Origin of the sequence: Serratia sp. CC22-02 (assembly GCF_900182895.1) — a bacterium.
GTDB classification, from domain to species: domain Bacteria; phylum Pseudomonadota; class Gammaproteobacteria; order Enterobacterales; family Enterobacteriaceae; genus Serratia; species Serratia nevei.
The window spans coordinates 251,989-270,068 of record NZ_FXUD01000003.1; the positions used below are offsets into that span (position 1 = coordinate 251,989).

Below are 18,080 nucleotides of genomic sequence, written 5' to 3' on the forward strand. Positions count from 1 at the left end.
TTTTTTATGGCTGTTGAATCTTTATCTCTGCCGAGAGGGTTAATTTATTTTTTTCCCACCATCGTCTGTAAAGCGAAAAGCGCCGACTCATATTGCTCTTTATTGACCCGTTCAAGGTACCTGTTATCAATCGCGTCGGCGATTGGGCGGCTGGCTTCGAACAGCGCCTGTCCCGCAGGCGTCAGGTAAATAAATCGGCGGCGCTTGTCCTGCTCGCCTGCTTCACGCTTTAACAGACCTTTCCCTTCCATTCGGCTGAGTAATTCAGCCAGCGCGGCTTTACTGCTGATTGCCGCCTCCATTAACTCGACTTGCTCAATACCCGGAGTTTCTGAAACGGTGGCCAGAATGGAATATTGCTGTTTACTGAGTTCAGGGAGCGATTTCTGCCATTGAGAACTATGATCCTGAAGCAACTCGCGGATGAGATGGAAAAAAGTATTGGCCAGCGTTCTGTTCATACGTTTATTCCTTAAGAGGAAAAAAGCGAGCAATAATATCAATATAACAAAACTGACCGCTGAGAGATACTTGCCCTGGCAGGTCGTTCGTTTACGAACGGTTACATCTTGCCCGCTTGTTTTATCTCGATCCCAGGACTAGATTTGGCATATTGTTCGTATACGAACTTTGTCGAGGTAGGCATGAGATTAACGATCGCGATGACGGGCGCTACCGGGGCTCCGCTCGGTACGGCGCTTCTCCAGGCCCTGAAAGATATCGAAGGTATAGAGACGCATTTGATCTTGAGCCGGTGGGCCAAAAAGACTATTGAACTTGAAACAACCCACAGCGTACGTGACGTGATGGCGATGGCTGATGTCACACACAGTGCGGCCGACCAGGCCGCCACGATCTCCTCGGGTTCATTTCGCATGGATGGCATGATCATTATTCCCTGCAGCATGAAAACGTTGGCGGGAATTCGCGCGGGTTATGCCGAGGGGCTTATTGGCCGAGCGGCGGATGTCATGATTAAAGAAGGGCGGAAGCTGGTGTTGGTTCCAAGGGAAACGCCGCTGAGCGCCATCCATCTGGAAAATATGCTGGCGCTCTCGAAGCTGGGCGTTTCATTGGTCCCCCCGATGCCCGCTTATTATAACCATCCCACTCATATTGATGACGTCACCGATCATATTGTCGCACGGGTTCTGGACCAGTTTGGCCTTGATTACAGCCGGGCAAAACGCTGGGCTGGATTAAAAAAAGAGGTTTACAGTCAGGAGGGTTAAATATGGCTTATGACGATCTTCGAAGTTATTTGGCGGCATTGGATAAGGCCGGGCAATTACTTGACATTGCCGAGGAGGTGCAGGCGGAGCCGGATATCGCCGCGGCGGCTAACGCCACCGGAAGAATCGGTGAGGGCGCCCCCGCCATTGCATTCAGGAACATTAAAGGCTTTGAACATGCGCATGTGGTGATGAACACCCTCGGCTCATGGCAGAATCACGCCATCGCGCTGGGCCTGCCGCCGACCACGCCGGTGAAACAGCAAATCGATGAGTATATTCGCCGCTGGGATCATTTCCCTGTCTCTGCAGAGCGCCGCGATAATCCGCCCTGGGCGCAGAATGAGGTCAACGGCGAGGAGATTAATCTGTTTGAAATCCTGCCGTTGTTTCGCCTAAACGACGGCGACGGCGGTTTTTACCTGGATAAGGCCTGCATCGTTTCCCGTGATCCTGAAGATCCCGTTCATTTCGGCAAGCAAAACGTCGGCATTTACCGTATGGAGGTGAAGGGCAAACGCAAGCTGGGTTTGCAACCGGTGCCGATGCATGATATCGCGCTGCATCTGCATAAAGCCGAAGAGCGCGGAGAGGATCTGCCGATTGCCATTACGCTGGGCAACGATCCCATCATTACGCTGATGGGGGCGACGCCGTTGAAATACGATCAGTCGGAGTATGAGATGGCCGGCGCCCTGCGCGAAAGCCCCTATCCGATAGCGACGGCCCCTTTGACCGGCTTCGATGTGCCGTGGGGGTCTGAAGTGATCATCGAAGGGGTGATTGAAGGCCGCAAGCGCGAGATTGAAGGCCCGTTCGGCGAATTTACGGGCCATTATTCCGGCGGCCGCAACATGACGGTGGTGCGTATCGATAAGGTTTCTTACCGAACACGGCCGATTTTTGAATCCCTGTATCTGGGCATGCCCTGGACAGAAATCGACTATCTGATGGGGCCGGCCACCTGCGTGCCGTTGTATCAGCAGCTGAAAGCCGAGTTTCCGGAAGTGCAGGCGGTCAATGCGATGTATACCCACGGGCTGCTCGTCATCATTTCCACCAAAAAGCGTTACGGCGGCTTCGCGCGCGCGGTGGGGATGCGGGCAATGACCACGCCGCACGGATTGGGCTATGTGAAAATGGTGATCATGGTCGATGAGGATGTCGATCCCTTCAATCTGCCGCAGGTCATGTGGGCGCTGTCCGCCAAGGTCAACCCGGCCGGCGATCTGGTGCAATTGCCGAACATGTCCGTGCTGGAACTGGATCCCGGCTCCAGCCCTGCGGGGATTACCGACAAATTGATCATCGACGCGACAACGCCGGTGGCTCCGGATGCGCGTGGCCACTACAGTCAGCCGGTCAAGGATTTACCTGAGACCGCCCTGTGGGTGGATAAATTAACCGCCATGTTGGCTAACCGTCCCTAAGGAGCTCCTATGATTTGTCCTCGTTGTGCCGATAAACAGATAGACGTCATGGCGCATTCACCGGTCAAGGGCGTATGGACGGTATACCAGTGCCAGCACTGTCTTTATACCTGGCGGAATACCGAACCCGCCCGCAGAACGGAACGGGAGCATTATCCGCCTGAGTTTCGCATGACTCAGCAGGATATCGATAATGCGCCGGAAGTGCCGGCCATTCCTCCTCTTTTGACGAAATGAACCCAAAGACGGGCAAGAGCCCGTCTTTAGATGGAAATCGCAATGATGAATAACGAAGACGTCGTTTTGCTCGATGCCGCCTGGCAGCCTTGCGGAACGATGCCGAAAAATCAGGTGCACACGCACCATACGCCGCTGCATTTGGCCTTTTCATGCTATCTCTTTACCCCAGAGGGCAACGTGCTGGCCACAAGACGTGCGTTGAGTAAAACCGCCTGGCCGGGGGTTTGGACCAATTCCTTTTGCGGCCATCCCTTGCCGCAAGAGGCGCTGGCACAGGCGGTGATGCGCCGTGCCCAGGTTGAACTGGGCACGGAGGTGGAGCAGATAACGCTGCTGAGCGAAGCTTTCAGCTATCAGGCTACCGATGCGTCCGGCGTAATGGAAAATGAAGTTTGCCCGGTATTTGCCGCGCAAATAAAAGGCGCGCTCCATCGCAATCCGGATGAGGTCGCGGATTATGCCTGGGTCGAGCTCAACCATTTAATGGCGGCGGTAAAATTAACGCCTTTCGGTTTTAGCCCGTGGATGGTTTCGCAATTAAATACCGACGCGATAGCGGCAGGTTTGAAAGAATACCTGGATGCGATAATGATCAAGCGTTCAGCGGGCGGCGTAGGGGGAGGGCGGCAATAAAATAAATAGCCACCGCGGGGGTGACTATCTATTCGTGCTTACAGGCTGCCGCCGACCGAGGTTGAGGTGGAGCCGATAGTTTCGCGGAAATGTTTTGCGTAGTCCGCCACTTCCTGCTGCGTATGGGTCAGGCCATACAGCCCCAGCCCCACACCGCCTGCGACGCCGCCGATGATGGTACCGACCAGTTGGCCGACGGCGCCGGCAATAAAGCCGCCGGCCCCTGCGGATTTGCCTGCAATCAGCGCGCCGGTCATAGCGCCGTCCAGCAACCCATCCCAGGCCGCGTTCAGATCGCCACCGCTAATGTACTGCTCTTCATATTGACTAAGTACTTTCATATACAATCCTTATAAATAAAAGGGTGACTTAGTGGGGTTAATTAATACCGAGAATAACGCTGTGGCGCTATTCCACTTTAAAAATATAACAGCTGATAATCTGTTGGCAATAATATATCCAATGAGGAATATTGTTTGGTTATATATGCGACTATTTATTTTCTGTCGATATTTTTATGACAGGGGTTGAGAATATTCTTGGTTAAAAAAGGCGATATCACTGGAAATCCCATCATGCCCTTATTGCGGACGGGCTGCGGCGATTTCTTCTTGTCGTTGCCGTGGGCCCGCTGTGGCTGTCACTATTTTCACATTTCAGGCTCTGCTACCCGTTAGGCGAGTGCGTCCGCCCTGTGATTATTCCATTAAAAACTATATCTAATTAATGGGTTATATCTCCACGCTCGCCTCCCGTCATTGAAAGAATTCTCGCAAAAAATCCACACTGTGAAAATAAGATCACACAAGCGTAACAAAAGGTAAACAAACCCCTCCTATATTGGCTGCTTCGCTTTTGGGAGGGAGTGTCATGCGTAACTGGAACGAACCGAAAAAAAACAAAGCGCACATCGAGCTGATCCCGATGATCGACGTGATGATGTTTTTATTGGTGTTTTTCGTCTTGATTAGCCTGAACGTCATTCCGGCGCTCGGGTTGAAAACGCAGCTGCCGTCCGCTGGCAGCGCGCAGCAGCTGAAACCGCAGAAGAAAGCGATCGTCACGCTGGGGGCCGACGAACAGCTGCAGCTGGATGGCCAGCCGATCGCGCTCGACGCGTTGGTCAACACGCTGAAGCAACAGCAGCAGGCCAACCAGACCACCACCATCATCGTCAACAGCGACAAGGGCGTGGCGGTCGAGCGGCTGGTGGCGGTCATGGACAACCTGCGCCAGGGCGGTTTCCTCTCCGTCTCCATCGCGACACGGAAGCTGTGACATGTATCTGCTCTATCGCTCACGTCATCTTTTCAGCTGGCTGCCGGCGCTGATTGTCGCCGGTTGCCTGCTGTTCGCCAGCCAGCAGGCGGCGCTGAAGATCCAGCCGCGCTACGACGAAACCGCCATCGAACTGGCGCTGGTGGAGCCTGAACCGGCGCCGGAACCCCAACCGGAAACGCCGCCGGAACCCCAGCCCGAACCGCCGCTGCCCGAGCCGGAGCCGATCCCCGAACCGGTGGTGCCGGCGCCGGAACCGATCGTGGAAGCCAAGCCGGTGCCGAAACCGCAGCCGAAGCCCAAACCCAAACCGGTGAAGGAGAAAGCCAAACCGGTAGAGAAGCCTAAAGCGACGCCGGCGCCTGCCGCCCCGCGCGCGCTGGTCAGCAAACCGGCGGCGCAGCCCGCACCGGCCGCCCCGGCGGCGCCGAAAGTGAACGCGCAGGCGATTGAAAACGGCTATCTGCTGGCCTTGCGCCGCGAGCTGGAACAGCGCAAGCGCTACCCGAGCGGGCGCCAGGCCTCGCTTGAGCGCCCGCAGGGCAACGTCGAAGTGTGGCTGGAGGTCGATCGCAGCGGGCGGGTGCTCTCTTCCGGCATCGCCAACAAAGCCGCCAGCATGCTGCTGAACCGCGCGGCGATGAGCAGCCTGCAAAGCATCAGTTCAGTGAAGCCGTTCCCGAGCGAGGCGTTCGCCGGGCAAACAACCAAAAGATTTACCGCAACGTTCAATTATCAGGCGCCTTAGCGCAAGGGTTAATCGTTTGATTTTTATGGGATGCACACAATGAAATCGTTTAATCGTTCTGGGATCTATCTGGCGGTGATGTCGGCGATGCTGCCGGGCGCCGCGCTGGCGGCCGACGCCACCGATGTCGGTACCATCAGCGTCAAGGGGCAGTCGCTCGGCGGCGGCATGATGGTGCAGGATGACAGCGCCAAGGCGCGTTCTACCGTCACCAAAGAGGCGATGGACAAAATGCCGTCGGCGGCCAACGCCATCGACAAGCTGAAATACACGCCGGGCCTGAACGTCAACAGCAACGACGCCAGCGGCCTGAGCGGCGTGGACTACACCATGCGCGGCATGAACTCGGATCAGATCGGCCTGTCGATGGACGGCATTCCGATCAACGACTCCGGCAACTACGCGGTGTACCCGAACCTGCTGGGCGACGCGGAAAACCTGGAGGAGGTGTTCGTCACCCAGGGGTCTTCCGAAGCGGACGGCCCGCACATCGGCTCCAGCGGCGGCAACATCGGCCTGGTGACGCGCCGCCCGGCGAAAGACTTCGGCGGTTTCGTCAAGCAGACGCTGGGCAGCAACAGCCTGAGCAAAACCTTCGCCCGCCTGGACACCGGCGAGTACAACGGCTTCAGCAACTGGCTCTCCTATTCACACACCGAAGCGAAGAAGTGGCGCGGCGAAGGGCGACTGTACTCCGACAAGTTCGAGATGAACTCGCTGTATGAAGACGGCAACGGCAACAGCAGCAATCTGGTGATGAAGTACAACCGCCAGAACAACACCAACTACAACACCCTGAGCAAGGCGCAGTTCCAAAACGACGGCCGTGATACCGACTACGCCACCACGCCGGAGTACAACAACAAAGGGCAGTTGAACAAGTATTACAAGATTGAACGCAACCCGTTCGAAAACTTCACGCTGTCGTTCACCCAGAAGCTGCAGCTGCGCGATAACCTGTCGCTGACCCTGCAGCCGTATTACTACTGGGGCAACGGCGGCAGCTTCAACGGCCAGACGGCGTCGGTGTTGTCCAACACCTCCAGCAAGGCCGGGCAGTACGATCTCAGCAACCTGAAATCCAACACCTACTACCGCCCATCGTGGACCCAAACCTGGCGGCCGGGCATCACCACCAAGCTGAAGTGGGACATCAACGAGCAGCACAGCCTGGACGTCGGCTACTGGTATGAGCGCGCACGTCAGCTGCAGACTCAGCCGTTCATCAGCATCAAGGGCGACGGCAACCCGTCGCAGATTTGGGGCCAGCCGGGCGGATCCGATCAGGTGAAGGACGCCAACGGCAACACCGTTCAGGGGCGCAACCAGTACACCATCACCCCGGCGCAGAAGGTGTGGCTGCAGGACACCTGGTTCGCCACGCCGGACTGGACCTTCGTCGGCGGCCTGGCCTATCAGTACGTGGAGCGCAAAGGGGACAACCGCGGCAGCCTGTACAACGTGCCGGAGAAGCGCAAAGCCACCTATCATGAATTCCTGCCGAACTTCAGCGCCAGCTATAAGGTGAATCAGGAAAACCAGGTGTTCTACAACCTGACGCGCAACATGCGCACGCCGCCAAACTACGTGCTGTACAACGTCGGCGACTCGCTCAGCACCAAGCCGGAACTGAGCTGGAACCACGAACTGGGTTGGCGTTTCCAGCAGGAAGACATGCTGCTGAGCGCCACGCTGTTTTACATGCGCTACAGCGATCGCCAAATCTCCACCACCAACTCGGCCGGCGACTACGAGATGATGAACATCGGCAACGTGGAGAACAAAGGGCTGGAGCTGGAGTGGAGCGGCCAACTGCCGCATAACTTCAACTACTACACCTCTTATACCTACACCGAGTCGAAGCAGAAGAGCGACATTGTCAGCAACGGCGGGCTGCCGCTGCCGACCTCCGGCAAAGAGGTGCCGAACGTGCCGAAAAATCTGCTGAACATGACGCTGGGTTATGACGACGGGCTGTATTACGGCAGCGTCAGCGGCAAGTACGTCAGTTCGTTCTACGGCGATCTGACCAACGACGAGAAGATCGGCGGCCGCACGGTGTTCGATCTGGCGGCGGGGGTGCATCTGCCGGTGGACAAGAAAATCGTCAAAAGCGCTGCGCTGCGCTTTGGCATCAGCAACCTGTTTGACAAGGAATACCTGACCTCGGTGCGCACCACCACCTTCAACGCGGCACCTTACGGCGGCGTGAAAGCCAGCACGCCGTATTACAACGTCGGCGAAGAACGCACCTTCAGCGTCTCGCTGGAAGCCACCTTTTAACTGAATACCCCGCCGCCTGCCGGGCGGCGGGAAAGAGGAGCCCTGTATGGACGCCAATCTGTTGCACGACATTATTTTCTACGTGATGTACGCCGCGCTGGCGATCGCGCTGGTGATCATCATCGAACGCACGCTGTACTTCGCCTATACCCAGCGCCAGGCGCGCCGGCTGGAGCAGGCGCTGACGCCGGACGTACGCCGCGCCGCCGATCTGCCGGACGAGCTGACCCAGCGTAACAGCCTGCCGATGGCGGTGATCGCGCCGGTATTGGCGCAGAAGCACCGCGCCGGCGACCGCGAGGCGATCGGCGATCTGATCGACGCCCAGTACCTGCTGAGCAAGCCACCGATGGCGCGCGGCCTGTGGCTGCTGGAAACCGTAGTCACCGCCGCGCCGCTGCTGGGGCTGCTGGGCACCGTGATGGGGATCATCGAAACCTTCAAGGCGCTGGCCGCCTCGGGGGTGTCCGAGCCGAGCCTGGTGTCGGCCGGGATGGGCACCGCGCTGTACGCCACCGGCCTCGGCATCGCCATCGCGCTGTTGTGCCTGGTGGCCAATAACTTCCTGCAGAGCCGCATGGAGCGCATCAACGAACTGCTGAAGGTGCTGTTGATCCGCGCCGGCCAACCGGCCAGCCGCCCGGAGAGCGGCAGCGGCGAACAATGGGTTGACAGCGGAGCGCCGCGCTATGCCTAATGGCCATCCAGTACGGCGGCCGCTCGGCCGCCTTTATACGGCATTGTGGGGCGGTTGTTTGTTGATGTTGAGCCAGAGCGCTGCGGCGCGTTTTGCGATTCCCGGCTACGAGCTGGTGTACACCGCGCCGGTGGAAACCGCGCTGCAGGCCGACGACCTGCGCAACACCGCCGAGGTGTGGCGCGAGATGTTCGACGCGGCGAAAACCCGCATCGATCTGGGGCAGTTTTATGTGGCGAATCAGGACGGTTCGCTGCTGGATGGCGTGCTGCAGCACCTGAAGGCGGCCGGCGAACGCGGGGTGAAAATCCGCTTTTTGGTGGAAGATAAGGGCATTCGCATTTCTACCGCCGAGACGCTGGAACAGCTGAAGGCGATCCCCAATCTGGAGCTGCGCATCATTCCTTACCAGAAGCTGAGCGGCGGCATCCTGCACGCCAAATATCTGCTGGTGGACGGCGAGCAGGCGTTCGTCGGCAGCCAGAACTTCGACTGGCGCGCGTTGGAGCACATTCACGAAACCGGGCTGCGCATCAGCGACGCCAAGGTGGTGGGGCAGATCCAGGCGATCTTCGAACAGGACTGGCAGGCGCAGGCGCTGCTGGCGCAGGATAAACCGGTGCCGCCGCTGCCCGATTCGCCGATGACGGCGCCGACGCAGGGCAACTATCTGGTGGCCAGCCCGCGCGCCTACAACCCGGCGGGGGTGATTGACTCGCAGGCCGAGCTGCCGCGCTTGCTGGCCGGCGCCAAGCGGCGGGTGCGGGTGCAGGTGATGGATTACGCGCCGCTGTCGTTCGGCCCCGAACGCAGCCGCCCCTTCTACGCGGTGATCGACAACGCGCTGCGCAGCGCGGCGGCGCGCGGGGTGCAGATCGAGCTGATGGTGGCCAACTGGAACACCAAAAAGCCGGATATCGCCTGGCTGAAGAGCCTGGCGCTGGTGCCGAACGTGCAGATCAAAGTGGTGACCATACCACCGGCCAGCAGCGGCTTCATTCCGTTTGCCCGCGTGATCCACAGTAAGCTGATGACCATCGACGATGAGATTGCCTGGATGGGCACCAGCAACTGGACCGGCGGCTATCTGGACAACTCGCGCAATCTGGAGCTGGTGATGCACAGTGCGGCGATGAGCGGGCGGTTGGACAAGCTGTACCAACAGCTGTGGAACAGCGTCTACGCCGAACCGTTGCGGCTGGATTACGACTACCCGACGCCCAAGCCGGGCGGCGAATCCTGATAGGCAGGGCGCGGTTAATCCCCGCGCCCTGTGTTTTTACCGTCGCCAGCCGGCCTGCTCCAGCGCCGTCACCAGCTGCTCGGCGCTCAACCCTTCCGCCCGGTGGCCGTTGCCGCTGACGGTATTGGCCGCCAGCAACGCATTCACGATCGCTTCCTCCACCGCTTCCGCCGCTGCGGCGAACAGCGCCGAAATGTAGTCGTTGTTCACCATGCGCAGCGGCGTGGTGAAGGCGCCTTTGTTGGCGTAGTCGGCGGGCGGCAGGCCGTCGTTGCCGGTGGCGAAGGCGATGAAAATGTCGCCGCTCGAGTCCTCGGTGCCGCCGCCGGTGCGGGCGATGCCGATGCTGGCGCGCTGCGCCAGCCGCGCACACTGGTGCGGCAGCAGCGGCGCGTCGGTCGCCAGTGCCACCACGATGGAGCCCATGCCGGGATGCGGCAACTGCGGCGTGAACGGCGAGGGGAGATGCCCCAGATGCCGGCCTACCGGGTAACCGCCGACCAGCAATGATTCGCGCTTGCCGTGGTTGGCCTGCACGATGGCGCCCACCGTCCAGCCGCCCTGATCGGCGGGCAGGCGGCGCGACGCGGTGCCGCTGCCGCCTTTGAATTCATGGCAGATCATGCCGCTGCCGCCGCCGACCGCGCCTTCCTGCGGCAAGCCGCCCCGGGCCGCCTGCTGCGCCTGGCGCACGTGCTCGGCCTTGACGTGAAAGCCGTTGATGTCGTTGAGCAGGCCGTCGAAGGTTTCCATCACCACTGGCATATTCCAATATACCGCGTTGTCGCCCGCGGGCAGCGTTTCACGCTCCAGCGCGATCAGCGCATCGCGCACCACGCCCACGCTGTGGGTGTTGGTGAAGGCGATCGGGCTGGTCAGCAGGCCCGCTTCGCGCACCCATTCCAGGCCGGTGGCGTCGCCGTTGCCGTTCAGCACGTGCACGCCGGCAAAGCAGGGGGCGTGGCGGGCGGAGCCGGGGCGCGGTTCGATCACCGTCACGCCGGTGCGCACGCTGCGCCCGTCCGCCAAATCGGCATGAATGCTGGCATGGCCAACGCGCACGCCGGGCACGTCGGTGATGGCGTTAAGCGGGCCGGGCGTGCCCTGTCCGATGATAATGCCCAGATCCTGAGCGCGCTGCGTCATGGTTATTCTCCTTCTATTGAGGGGGCGGCGAGGGGCGCCGTCTGGCGGCCGCGCAGATGGTTCAGCGCCAGCCCGAAGCCGATAATGCCGGCAATGATAATAAAGTCTTTCAGGCTGCTGGCGATCAAAATCGTCCACAGTACGTACAGGCAGCACAGCAGCGCCACCACCACCGGCAGCGGCCACAGCGGCATCAGGTACGGGTGGTGGAAGTGGCGGCGACGGCGGCTGATCAGCGCCGCCACCGCCATGATGATGTACACCAGCAGCAGCAGGATCACGGTGAACGAGGTCAGCGATTCGAGATCGGAGCAAAACGCCAGCAGCGCCGACGGCACGCCGAACAGCAGGGTGGCGATCCAGGGGGTGCCGAAGCGCGGGTGGATGATTTTCAGCACCCGGTTAAACGTCGGCAGCCAGAAGCCATCGCGCCCGCTGGCGAACATCATGCGGCTGAACTGCGCCACGATGGCGATGATGGCGTTGAACACCGACAGATAAATCGCGCCGCTTACCACCCGCGCCAGCGTCGGGCCGCCGAGCTGGGTGACCACGTAGCCGACCGGATCGGCCTGTTTGGCCATCTCGGTCAGCGACGGCGAGCCGATCAGCAGGGCGGTGAACGGCACCAGCTCCACCAGCACCACGATGACCAGCGTCAGTATGATCGCGATCGCCATCGGCCTGCCCTGTTCGCGCATGTCTTCCGCCATGTACACCGCCGCGCCGTAGCCGTTGTAGGAGAACAGCGCGACCCCGACCATGGCGACGATCAGCGGCAGCGACACCGGCGCCAGGCTGCCCTGCGCGTCCAGCATCACCGGCGCGGTGAGGATCTCCGTGCTCTGATGCGGATGGCTGAAGCCGAGCCAGGCGATCAGCGCCAGCACCGCCACTTCCACCACCAGAAAGGCGCCGGTCAGCAGGGCGTTGGCCTTGATGTTGAAAATGGCGCAGATGCCGCCGACCAGCACGGTGAGCATGCCGGCGGTCGAGGCGTCGAACTGAGTGCCCAGCGCGGTGTTCAGGTAGGGTACCGCGCCGGTGGCCAGCACCGCCGGCACGAACAGCGAGGCGCTGAGGATAAACAGGTAGGTCTGCAACCCGCACAGGGTGCCGAACAGGCGCTTGATGATGCTGTACTCACCGCCGGCGCTGGGGTGTGCGGCGCCGAGCTCGGCATAGCACAGCGCGATGGCGGCGGCGACGCAGGCGGCGATCAGAAACGACAGAAAGGCGCCGCTGCCGGCGCTGGCGATCGCCAGCGGGGCGATGACGAAAATCGAACTGGCCGGCGTCACGCCGGACGCGGTGATCATCACCACGTCGAGGACGCTGAGATTGCCTTTGAAGGTGTGTTCAGGGGCGGACTCTTTCATGGGATAACGACTCCATTAACGTGTGAGTGAATTATTGTTTTGCTGCACAGGCTGTACGCAGGAATCAAATGGAGCGCGCGGAAATGCCGGGGAGCGTTGCTCCCCGGAAGTTTATTGTTCTTATGTGTTACCCCTGCCCCGACGGGAAGCTGAAGCTGGCGCGCCGGCCATCGCCGGAGGCCGGCCAGCGCTGGGTCACGGTCTTGCGTTTGGTGTAGAACCTGACGGCGTCCGGGCCGTAGGCGTGCAGATCGCCGAACAGCGAGCGCTTCCAGCCGCCGAACGAGTGGTAGGCCACCGGCACCGGCAGCGCAACGTTGATCCCCACCATGCCGACCTGAATGCGGCTGGAGAAATAGCGCGCCGCTTCGCCGTCGCGGGTGAACAGACAGGTGCCGTTGCCGTATTCGTGGGCGTCGATCAAGGCCATCGCCTCCGGCAGCGACGCCGCGCGCACCACGCCGAGCACCGGGCCGAAGATCTCCTCCTGATAGATGCGCATGCCGGGCGTCACGCGATCGAACAGCGTCGGGCCGAGGAAATACCCCTGGCTGGGGCGGCCGTCTGCGCCGATCACGCTCAGTTCGCGGCCGTCCACCAGCAGCTCGGCGCCTTCGGCCACGCCCTGATCGATATAGCCTTTTACCTTCTGATAATGCTGTTGGGTCACCAGCGGCCCCATGTCGTTGCGGTTGTCGCTGCCGGGGCCGACGCGCATGGCGGCCATCTGTTGCCGCAGCCCGGCGATCAGCGCTTCGGCGGTGCCGTCGCCCACCGCCACCACCAGCGGGATGGCCATGCAACGCTGGCCGCAGGAGCCGAAGGCGGCGCCCATCAGCGCGCCGACCGCGCCGGGGATATCGGCGTCCGGCAGCACCACCGCGTGGTTCTTGGCGCCGCCCAGCGCCTGCACCCGTTTGTTCTGCCCGCAGCCGGTGTGATAGATGTGCTCCGCCACCGGCGTCGAACCGACGAAGCTGATCGCTTTGACGCGCCCGTCATGCAGCAGCGTCTCCACCGCTTCGCGATCGCCGTTGACCACGTTGAGCACCCCGGGCGGCAGCCCGGCTTCCGCCGCCAGCCGTGCGATATACAGCGCGGCGGAAGGCACGCGCTCGGAAGGCTTCAGCACGAAAGTGTTGCCGCACGCCACCGCCATCGGCCACATCCACAGCGGCACCATCGCCGGGAAGTTGAACGGCGTGATGCCCGCCACCACCCCCAGCGGTTGAAACTCGCTCCAGCTGTCGATGCCCGGACCGGCCTCTTTGCTGTGTTCGCCCTTCAGCAGTTCCGGCACATAGCCGGCATATTCGATATTCTCGATGCCGCGCTGCAGTTCGCCCAGGGCGTCGCTGAGCACCTTGCCGTGCTCGGCGGTGATCAGTTGGCAGATGGCGTCGGCGTGCTGCTCCAGCAGATCCTTGAGCTTCATCATGATGCGCGCGCGCTTCAGCGGCGGGGTGTCGCGCCAGGCGGGATAGGCCTGTTCGGCGGCGGCGATGGCGCGCTCCACCGTGGCGCGGTCGGCCAGCTGCACCTCCTGCGCCGATTGGCCGGTGGCCGGGTCGTAAACCGGCTGGCTGCGTTCGCCGCCGGCGGCGGGCTCGCCGTTGATCCAATGGGTAATGGTCATGGTTCTCTCCTTATTCGGTGGCGTTGAGGGCGTCGCCCACGGCGTTGATCAGCGCATCGATCTGCGCTTCGCTGCTGATGAACGGCGGCGCCAGCTGCAGGGTGTCGCCGCCGTAGCGCACGTAAAATCCGCTTTCCCAGCAGCGCATCGCCGCCTCGAAGGGGCGCCGTGCCGGTTCGCCCGGCCGCGCCGCCAGCGTAATGCCGGCCGCCAGGCCGATGTTGCGAATGTCGGCGACGTGTTTGGCTCCCTGCAGGCTGTGCACCGCGCGCTCGAAGTAGGGCGCCAGCGCCTGTACGCGCTCCACCATCTGTTCGCGCTGCAGGATGTCCAGCGTCGCCAGCGCGACCGCGCAGCTGACCGGGTGGGCGGAGTAGGTGTAGCCGTGCGGGAATTCGAGCTGGTAGTCCGGCTCGCCGCCGTTCATGAAGGTGTGGTAGATCTCCGGCCGCACCACCACCGCGCCCATCGGCTGCGCGCCGTTGGTCACCTGTTTGGCGATGTTCATGATGTCCGGCGTGACGCCGAACGCCTCGGCGCCGGTCATCGCGCCGCAGCGGCCGAAGGCGGTGATCACTTCGTCGAAGATCAGCAGGATGTCATGCTGAGTACAGATTTCGCGCAGGCGCTGCAGGTAGCCGACCGGCGGCACGATCACCCCGGCGGAGCCGGAGAAGGGTTCGACGATCACCGCGGCGATCGTTGAGGCGTCGCGCAGCGCGATGATGCGGTTGAGCTCTTCCGCCAGCTCTGCCCCCTGTTGCGGCATGCCGCGCGAAAAGGCGTTGCCGGCCAGCAGAGTGTGCGGCAGGTGGTCCGCTTCGGCGCCGGCGCCGAACGTCTTGCGGTTGCCGGCAATGCCGCCGACCGAGATACCGCCGAAGTTAACGCCGTGATAGCCCTTTTCCCGGCCGATAAAGCAGGTTTTGCCCGCCTGGCCTTTGGCGCGCCAGTAAGCGCGCGCCATTTTCAGCGAGGTGTCCGCCGCTTCCGATCCGGAGCCGGTGAAGAACACGTAATCCAGCCCCGCCGGCGTCAGTGCCTTGATCTTGTTGGCCAGTTCGAACGACAGCGGGTGGCCGAACTGAAACGCCGGCGAGTAATCCAGCGTCGCCAGCTGGCGCTGGGCGGCGTCGGTGATTTCCTGCCGGCCGTGCCCCAATCCGCAACACCATAATCCGGACAGGCCGTCGAAAATCTTTCTGCCGTCATGGCTGGTGTAATACGCCCCCGCGGCTTGAGTAATGATGCGCGGCTGCGCTTTAAAATTACGGTTACCGGTAAAAGGCATCCAATGGGCCTCTAACCCTTCGGCATCGAGACTATTTAGCGGGTGATTTTCAGCGGCCATGTTTTCCTCCGAACAGGAAAATAAGAGCGATTAATGAAATAAACCGAGTTGTTAACGAATTGTTGTGCGAAATTGACTATGTACCGCTTGTTCTCTACTGTGAATAATCATATGTCGAAACTTACTTAAGGTTTTATGCAAGTAAAAAAGCGCGCGCTGTTAGGGCAATTGTCGGATATGGATCTGCGTTTGCTGCGGGTATTCAAGGCCGTGGTCGACTGCGGCGGCATGAGCGCCGCCGAACTGGAGCTGAACATCAGCCTGTCGACCATCAGCAAGCACATCAAGGATCTGGAGCAGCGGCTGGGCCTGACGCTGTGCCAGCGCGGGCGCGAGGGCTTTGCGGTCACCGACGAGGGGCTGCTTATCTACCAGGAAACGGTCAACCTGCTGGCGGCCACCGAGGCGTTCCGGCGCGGGGTGGACGAGGTGCACCAGCGCATGGGCGGGCAGCTGCACGTGGCGATATTCGATCATACGGTCAGCAATCCGCAGGCGCAGATCGGCCGGGCCATCGCATTATTCAGCGAGCGTGCGCCGGAGGTTTCTTTGCAAATGTACGTGGAGCCGATTAATACCATTGAACGCGGCGTCATTGACGGGCAATTTCAGGTTGGCGTTATTCCCATGCACCGCAGCGCGGAAAGTTTATCTTATCATTCGTTATTCAGTGAGAGGATGTTCTTATATTGCGGCGCGCAGCATGAATTATTTTCCGCCCCCCATGAAACATTAAATTGGGATCTGCTGCACAATTATGCCTTCGCCGGATTAGGCTACCATTCGCCGAATATGGAACTGAGCCTGCAGCAACATTTGCATCGCAAGGCGACGGGGTTCGCGCAGGAGTCGATCGCCACGCTGATCCTGTCCGGCAAATACGTCGGCTTTTTGCCGGATCACTACGCGGCGTTTTTCGTGGCGCAGAATATGATGCGGGCGATCAAACCGGCGCTGTTCCGCTATCACTGCGAATACTCCAGCGTGCTGCGCCGCTCGCCGGTGCCGCAGCGGGTGGTGAAGCTGTTCCATGAGTGCCTGCTGGCGGCCCACGGAACAGCGTGACGCTTACTGCTCTTTCTTCTTGCCGAAGATTCTGATCAGCGCGCCGACCAGGATGCCGACCGCGATGCCGGCGAAGATCCAGCCGATGATGCCCATTTCCTTAACTCCTGCTAGTGCGTTGATCTGATTATACCCGTCATACTTGAAACTGCATCTGTGTTGGCTGCGAGTGCGTACGCCAGTCACTGACTTGAGTAAGCTCCTGGCGAGCCACCTCTTGCCGCCGGGATGCCGCTCCAACTCTTTAGGGTAGAAATAATCATTCGACGCGAAACGCCTCTTCGATCATCCGTTGCCGCTGTGCCGGCGCATAGTCGATCCAGGAATTCTTGCTGTTGGATTTCTCCAGCGCCACCGCCAGTTCCTGGCCGGAAATCGGCAAATCGTCCTGCCAGAACGGCGCGATGGCGTGGCGGGTGATGAAATCGGTCAGGTAGCTCTCTGGGCTGCCCTGCCAGTGCGGGTACAGGCGCGCGGCCAGCTCGGCCATCAGCGCGCGTTGCTGCGGCTGTTCGCTGCTTTCCAGCAGGGCAAGGAATGGCAGCAGCAGGCGGCCGCAGACCTGGCCGTGGTGGTAGTCGCGCAGCGCGCCGATCTCGCCGGCGATGCCGTGGATCACCCCCAGCCCGGCGGCGCTCAGCGTCAGCCCCCCAAGGTACGAAGCTTGCATAATCGCTTCGCGCGCCGCGTCGCTGCGGTTGAGCGCCGGCCAGGCCGCAAGGAAGTGGCGGATGCCGCTCAGCGACATGTCGCGCGTCATGGCGCCGGCGGTTTTCGACAGATAGGCCTCGAACAGGTGGGTGAAGGCGTCGATGGCGCAGTAGGCCAGCACCTTGTCCGGCGCGCCGGCCAGCAGCTGCGGATCGAGAATGGCGGTGTGCGGCACGAAGTTATTGTGGCGCAGCGAGGCCTTCACTTTGCTGACCTGGGTGTCGGTGATCACCGCGTTCTGCGTCACCTCGCTGCCGGTGCCGGCGGTGGTAGGAATGGCGATCAGCGGCAGGGTGGCGCCGCTGATTTTGCTGTCGCCCACTTTTTCCATATAGCGCAGCGTTGGCAGCGGATGCTCCACCAGCGCGGAGAACGCCTTGGCGGCATCCAGCACGCTGCCGCCGCCGATGGCCACCACGCGCCGTGCCTGGCCGCGCCAGCGCGCCACCCAGGCGTCTATTTCCTGCGGCGACGCCTCGTGGCTGACGATTTCGGTGCCGATGAGCAGCGGCGTCAGCGATGCGCGCAGGCCGGCGTACACCGGGCCGTTGAGAAAAGATCGGCAGCTGAACAGCAGCGTCGGCTGCGGATCGGCAAGCAGCAGCGGCGGCAGTTGCTGGATGCTGCCGTGACCGAACCAGGTCTGGCGGTTGGCGATGATGTGGCTGACGGACATGAGGTCTCCTTGACGGCGTTGCAGGGCGCGATGCCACAGCATAAGCCAGCGGGCGCGGAGCGGCTACATACATTGGTTAATGGAATTTTATCTCCGCGTATGCTTTGCATTTCTTGGCTTGTGTTTGCGCCTGCAGGCAGGGGACTCCTGGCTGCAGGCACCAGATAAATAACATCGTATTAAATAGTTTTTTTTTATATTTAACGAATTGATTTTAAAAAATATTTTTAATTGCGGTGAGGTGTGCTTCATATAAGAGTTGTGCCATTTCTCCCACAAATGAGAATGATAATTATTTGATTGAAGTAAAGCCAAGGACGGCATAGAGTATT

General features: G+C 60.8%; 17 protein-coding genes. 10 read left to right on the forward strand and 7 right to left on the reverse strand.

The genetic code is table 11. The annotated features are described in order from the left end of the window. Nucleotides 1–44: 44 nt before the first annotated feature. A complete protein-coding gene (locus QOL81_RS13150; protein WP_060422158.1) occupies nucleotides 45–461 on the reverse strand; it encodes a MarR family winged helix-turn-helix transcriptional regulator in 417 nt (138 codons plus the stop codon). A 183-nt stretch (nucleotides 462–644) separates the two neighbouring features. On the opposite strand from QOL81_RS13150, the gene QOL81_RS13155 reads away from it, so the two are divergent. From QOL81_RS13155 to idi, 4 genes are read left to right on the forward strand one after another with little or no spacing between them, the layout of a single operon-like run. Beyond that, on the forward strand, nucleotides 645–1,232 hold the full coding sequence (locus tag QOL81_RS13155) for a non-oxidative hydroxyarylic acid decarboxylases subunit B (protein WP_070915065.1): 588 nt from the start codon (nucleotides 645–647) through the stop codon (nucleotides 1,230–1,232). A 2-nt stretch (nucleotides 1,233–1,234) separates the two neighbouring features. Further along, nucleotides 1,235–2,662: a non-oxidative hydroxyarylic acid decarboxylases subunit C gene (locus QOL81_RS13160; protein WP_060422164.1), complete on the forward strand. Its 1,428-nt coding sequence runs from the start codon at nucleotides 1,235–1,237 to the stop codon at nucleotides 2,660–2,662. Nucleotides 2,663–2,671: 9 nt separating this feature from the next. After that, entirely contained in the window at nucleotides 2,672–2,899 is a 228-nt protein-coding gene (locus QOL81_RS13165) for a non-oxidative hydroxyarylic acid decarboxylases subunit D (protein ID WP_072265380.1), read from the forward strand. 42 nt (nucleotides 2,900–2,941) lie between these two features. Further along, the gene (idi, locus tag QOL81_RS13170; RefSeq protein WP_060422167.1) at nucleotides 2,942–3,535 is read left to right on the forward strand and encodes an isopentenyl-diphosphate Delta-isomerase; all 594 of its coding nucleotides are present in this window, start codon (nucleotides 2,942–2,944) and stop codon (nucleotides 3,533–3,535) included. Nucleotides 3,536–3,573: 38 nt separating this feature from the next. Here the strand turns inward: idi and QOL81_RS13175 are convergent, their stop codons facing one another. Beyond that, complete coding sequence (locus QOL81_RS13175) at nucleotides 3,574–3,876, reverse strand: DUF5862 family protein (protein ID WP_060422170.1); 303 nt, start codon at nucleotides 3,874–3,876, stop codon at nucleotides 3,574–3,576. A gap of 529 nt (nucleotides 3,877–4,405) precedes the next feature. On the opposite strand from QOL81_RS13175, the gene QOL81_RS13180 reads away from it, so the two are divergent. The 5 genes from QOL81_RS13180 to QOL81_RS13200 are packed head-to-tail and all read left to right on the forward strand — an operon-like array spanning nucleotide 4,406 to nucleotide 9,784. Then, on the forward strand, nucleotides 4,406–4,813 hold the full coding sequence (locus QOL81_RS13180; RefSeq protein ID WP_038878355.1) for an ExbD/TolR family protein: 408 nt from the start codon (nucleotides 4,406–4,408) through the stop codon (nucleotides 4,811–4,813). Nucleotide 4,814: 1 nt separating this feature from the next. Then, nucleotides 4,815–5,561: an energy transducer TonB family protein gene (locus tag QOL81_RS13185; protein ID WP_060422172.1), complete on the forward strand. Its 747-nt coding sequence runs from the start codon at nucleotides 4,815–4,817 to the stop codon at nucleotides 5,559–5,561. Between the two features lie 39 nt (nucleotides 5,562–5,600). Next, complete coding sequence (locus QOL81_RS13190; RefSeq protein ID WP_060422175.1) at nucleotides 5,601–7,844, forward strand: TonB-dependent receptor family protein; 2,244 nt, start codon at nucleotides 5,601–5,603, stop codon at nucleotides 7,842–7,844. 46 nt (nucleotides 7,845–7,890) lie between these two features. After that, nucleotides 7,891–8,541 carry a MotA/TolQ/ExbB proton channel family protein gene (locus QOL81_RS13195; RefSeq protein ID WP_019454931.1) on the forward strand — a complete coding sequence of 217 codons (651 nt, stop codon included), beginning with the start codon at nucleotides 7,891–7,893 and terminating at the stop codon, nucleotides 8,539–8,541. Next, nucleotides 8,534–9,784 carry a phospholipase D-like domain-containing protein gene (locus QOL81_RS13200; RefSeq protein WP_060422178.1) on the forward strand — a complete coding sequence of 417 codons (1,251 nt, stop codon included), beginning with the start codon at nucleotides 8,534–8,536 and terminating at the stop codon, nucleotides 9,782–9,784. Before QOL81_RS13195 ends, QOL81_RS13200 begins: the two co-directional genes overlap by 8 nt. Before the next feature lie 36 nt (nucleotides 9,785–9,820). On the opposite strand, the gene QOL81_RS13205 is transcribed toward QOL81_RS13200, so the two are convergent. The 4 genes from QOL81_RS13205 to aptA all read right to left on the reverse strand — a co-directional run bounded on the left by QOL81_RS13205 (nucleotide 9,821) and on the right by aptA (nucleotide 15,296). Beyond that, nucleotides 9,821–10,930, reverse strand: a complete 1,110-nt coding sequence (locus QOL81_RS13205; protein WP_060422181.1) for a DmpA family aminopeptidase — start codon at nucleotides 10,928–10,930, stop codon at nucleotides 9,821–9,823. A gap of 2 nt (nucleotides 10,931–10,932) precedes the next feature. Continuing rightward, nucleotides 10,933–12,309, reverse strand: a complete 1,377-nt coding sequence (locus tag QOL81_RS13210; protein WP_197827142.1) for an APC family permease — start codon at nucleotides 12,307–12,309, stop codon at nucleotides 10,933–10,935. Between the two features lie 127 nt (nucleotides 12,310–12,436). After that, nucleotides 12,437–13,945: a CoA-acylating methylmalonate-semialdehyde dehydrogenase gene (locus tag QOL81_RS13215; protein ID WP_060422187.1), complete on the reverse strand. Its 1,509-nt coding sequence runs from the start codon at nucleotides 13,943–13,945 to the stop codon at nucleotides 12,437–12,439. Between the two features lie 10 nt (nucleotides 13,946–13,955). After that, nucleotides 13,956–15,296: an omega-aminotransferase AptA gene (gene aptA / locus QOL81_RS13220; protein WP_047729079.1), complete on the reverse strand. Its 1,341-nt coding sequence runs from the start codon at nucleotides 15,294–15,296 to the stop codon at nucleotides 13,956–13,958. A 135-nt stretch (nucleotides 15,297–15,431) separates the two neighbouring features. Between aptA and QOL81_RS13225 the strand changes: the two genes are divergently transcribed. Next, nucleotides 15,432–16,361 carry a LysR family transcriptional regulator gene (locus QOL81_RS13225; protein ID WP_038878382.1) on the forward strand — a complete coding sequence of 310 codons (930 nt, stop codon included), beginning with the start codon at nucleotides 15,432–15,434 and terminating at the stop codon, nucleotides 16,359–16,361. A gap of 259 nt (nucleotides 16,362–16,620) precedes the next feature. Here QOL81_RS13225 and QOL81_RS13230 read toward each other — a convergent pair whose 3' ends face one another. Next, nucleotides 16,621–17,748, reverse strand: coding sequence for an iron-containing alcohol dehydrogenase (locus QOL81_RS13230; protein ID WP_142109222.1), 1,128 nt, complete (start codon nucleotides 17,746–17,748; stop codon nucleotides 16,621–16,623). Nucleotides 17,749–18,080: the final 332 nt, after the last annotated feature.

Bases quoted from the DNA above. Each gene is read 5' to 3' on its own strand.
- QOL81_RS13150 (WP_060422158.1), bottom strand. From the start codon at position 461: ATGAACAGAACGCTGGCCAATACTTTTTTCCATCTCATCCGCGAGTTG.
- QOL81_RS13155 (WP_070915065.1), top strand. From the start codon at position 645: ATGAGATTAACGATCGCGATGACGGGCGCTACCGGGGCTCCGCTCGGT.
- QOL81_RS13160 (WP_060422164.1), top strand. From the start codon at position 1,235: ATGGCTTATGACGATCTTCGAAGTTATTTGGCGGCATTGGATAAGGCC.
- QOL81_RS13165 (WP_072265380.1), top strand. From the start codon at position 2,672: ATGATTTGTCCTCGTTGTGCCGATAAACAGATAGACGTCATGGCGCAT.
- idi (WP_060422167.1), top strand. From the start codon at position 2,942: ATGATGAATAACGAAGACGTCGTTTTGCTCGATGCCGCCTGGCAGCCT.
- QOL81_RS13175 (WP_060422170.1), bottom strand. From the start codon at position 3,876: ATGAAAGTACTTAGTCAATATGAAGAGCAGTACATTAGCGGTGGCGAT.
- QOL81_RS13180 (WP_038878355.1), top strand. From the start codon at position 4,406: ATGCGTAACTGGAACGAACCGAAAAAAAACAAAGCGCACATCGAGCTG.
- QOL81_RS13185 (WP_060422172.1), top strand. From the start codon at position 4,815: ATGTATCTGCTCTATCGCTCACGTCATCTTTTCAGCTGGCTGCCGGCG.
- QOL81_RS13190 (WP_060422175.1), top strand. From the start codon at position 5,601: ATGAAATCGTTTAATCGTTCTGGGATCTATCTGGCGGTGATGTCGGCG.
- QOL81_RS13195 (WP_019454931.1), top strand. From the start codon at position 7,891: ATGGACGCCAATCTGTTGCACGACATTATTTTCTACGTGATGTACGCC.
- QOL81_RS13200 (WP_060422178.1), top strand. From the start codon at position 8,534: ATGCCTAATGGCCATCCAGTACGGCGGCCGCTCGGCCGCCTTTATACG.
- QOL81_RS13205 (WP_060422181.1), bottom strand. From the start codon at position 10,930: ATGACGCAGCGCGCTCAGGATCTGGGCATTATCATCGGACAGGGCACG.
- QOL81_RS13210 (WP_197827142.1), bottom strand. From the start codon at position 12,309: ATGAAAGAGTCCGCCCCTGAACACACCTTCAAAGGCAATCTCAGCGTC.
- QOL81_RS13215 (WP_060422187.1), bottom strand. From the start codon at position 13,945: ATGACCATTACCCATTGGATCAACGGCGAGCCCGCCGCCGGCGGCGAA.
- aptA (WP_047729079.1), bottom strand. From the start codon at position 15,296: ATGGCCGCTGAAAATCACCCGCTAAATAGTCTCGATGCCGAAGGGTTA.
- QOL81_RS13225 (WP_038878382.1), top strand. From the start codon at position 15,432: ATGCAAGTAAAAAAGCGCGCGCTGTTAGGGCAATTGTCGGATATGGAT.
- QOL81_RS13230 (WP_142109222.1), bottom strand. From the start codon at position 17,748: ATGTCCGTCAGCCACATCATCGCCAACCGCCAGACCTGGTTCGGTCAC.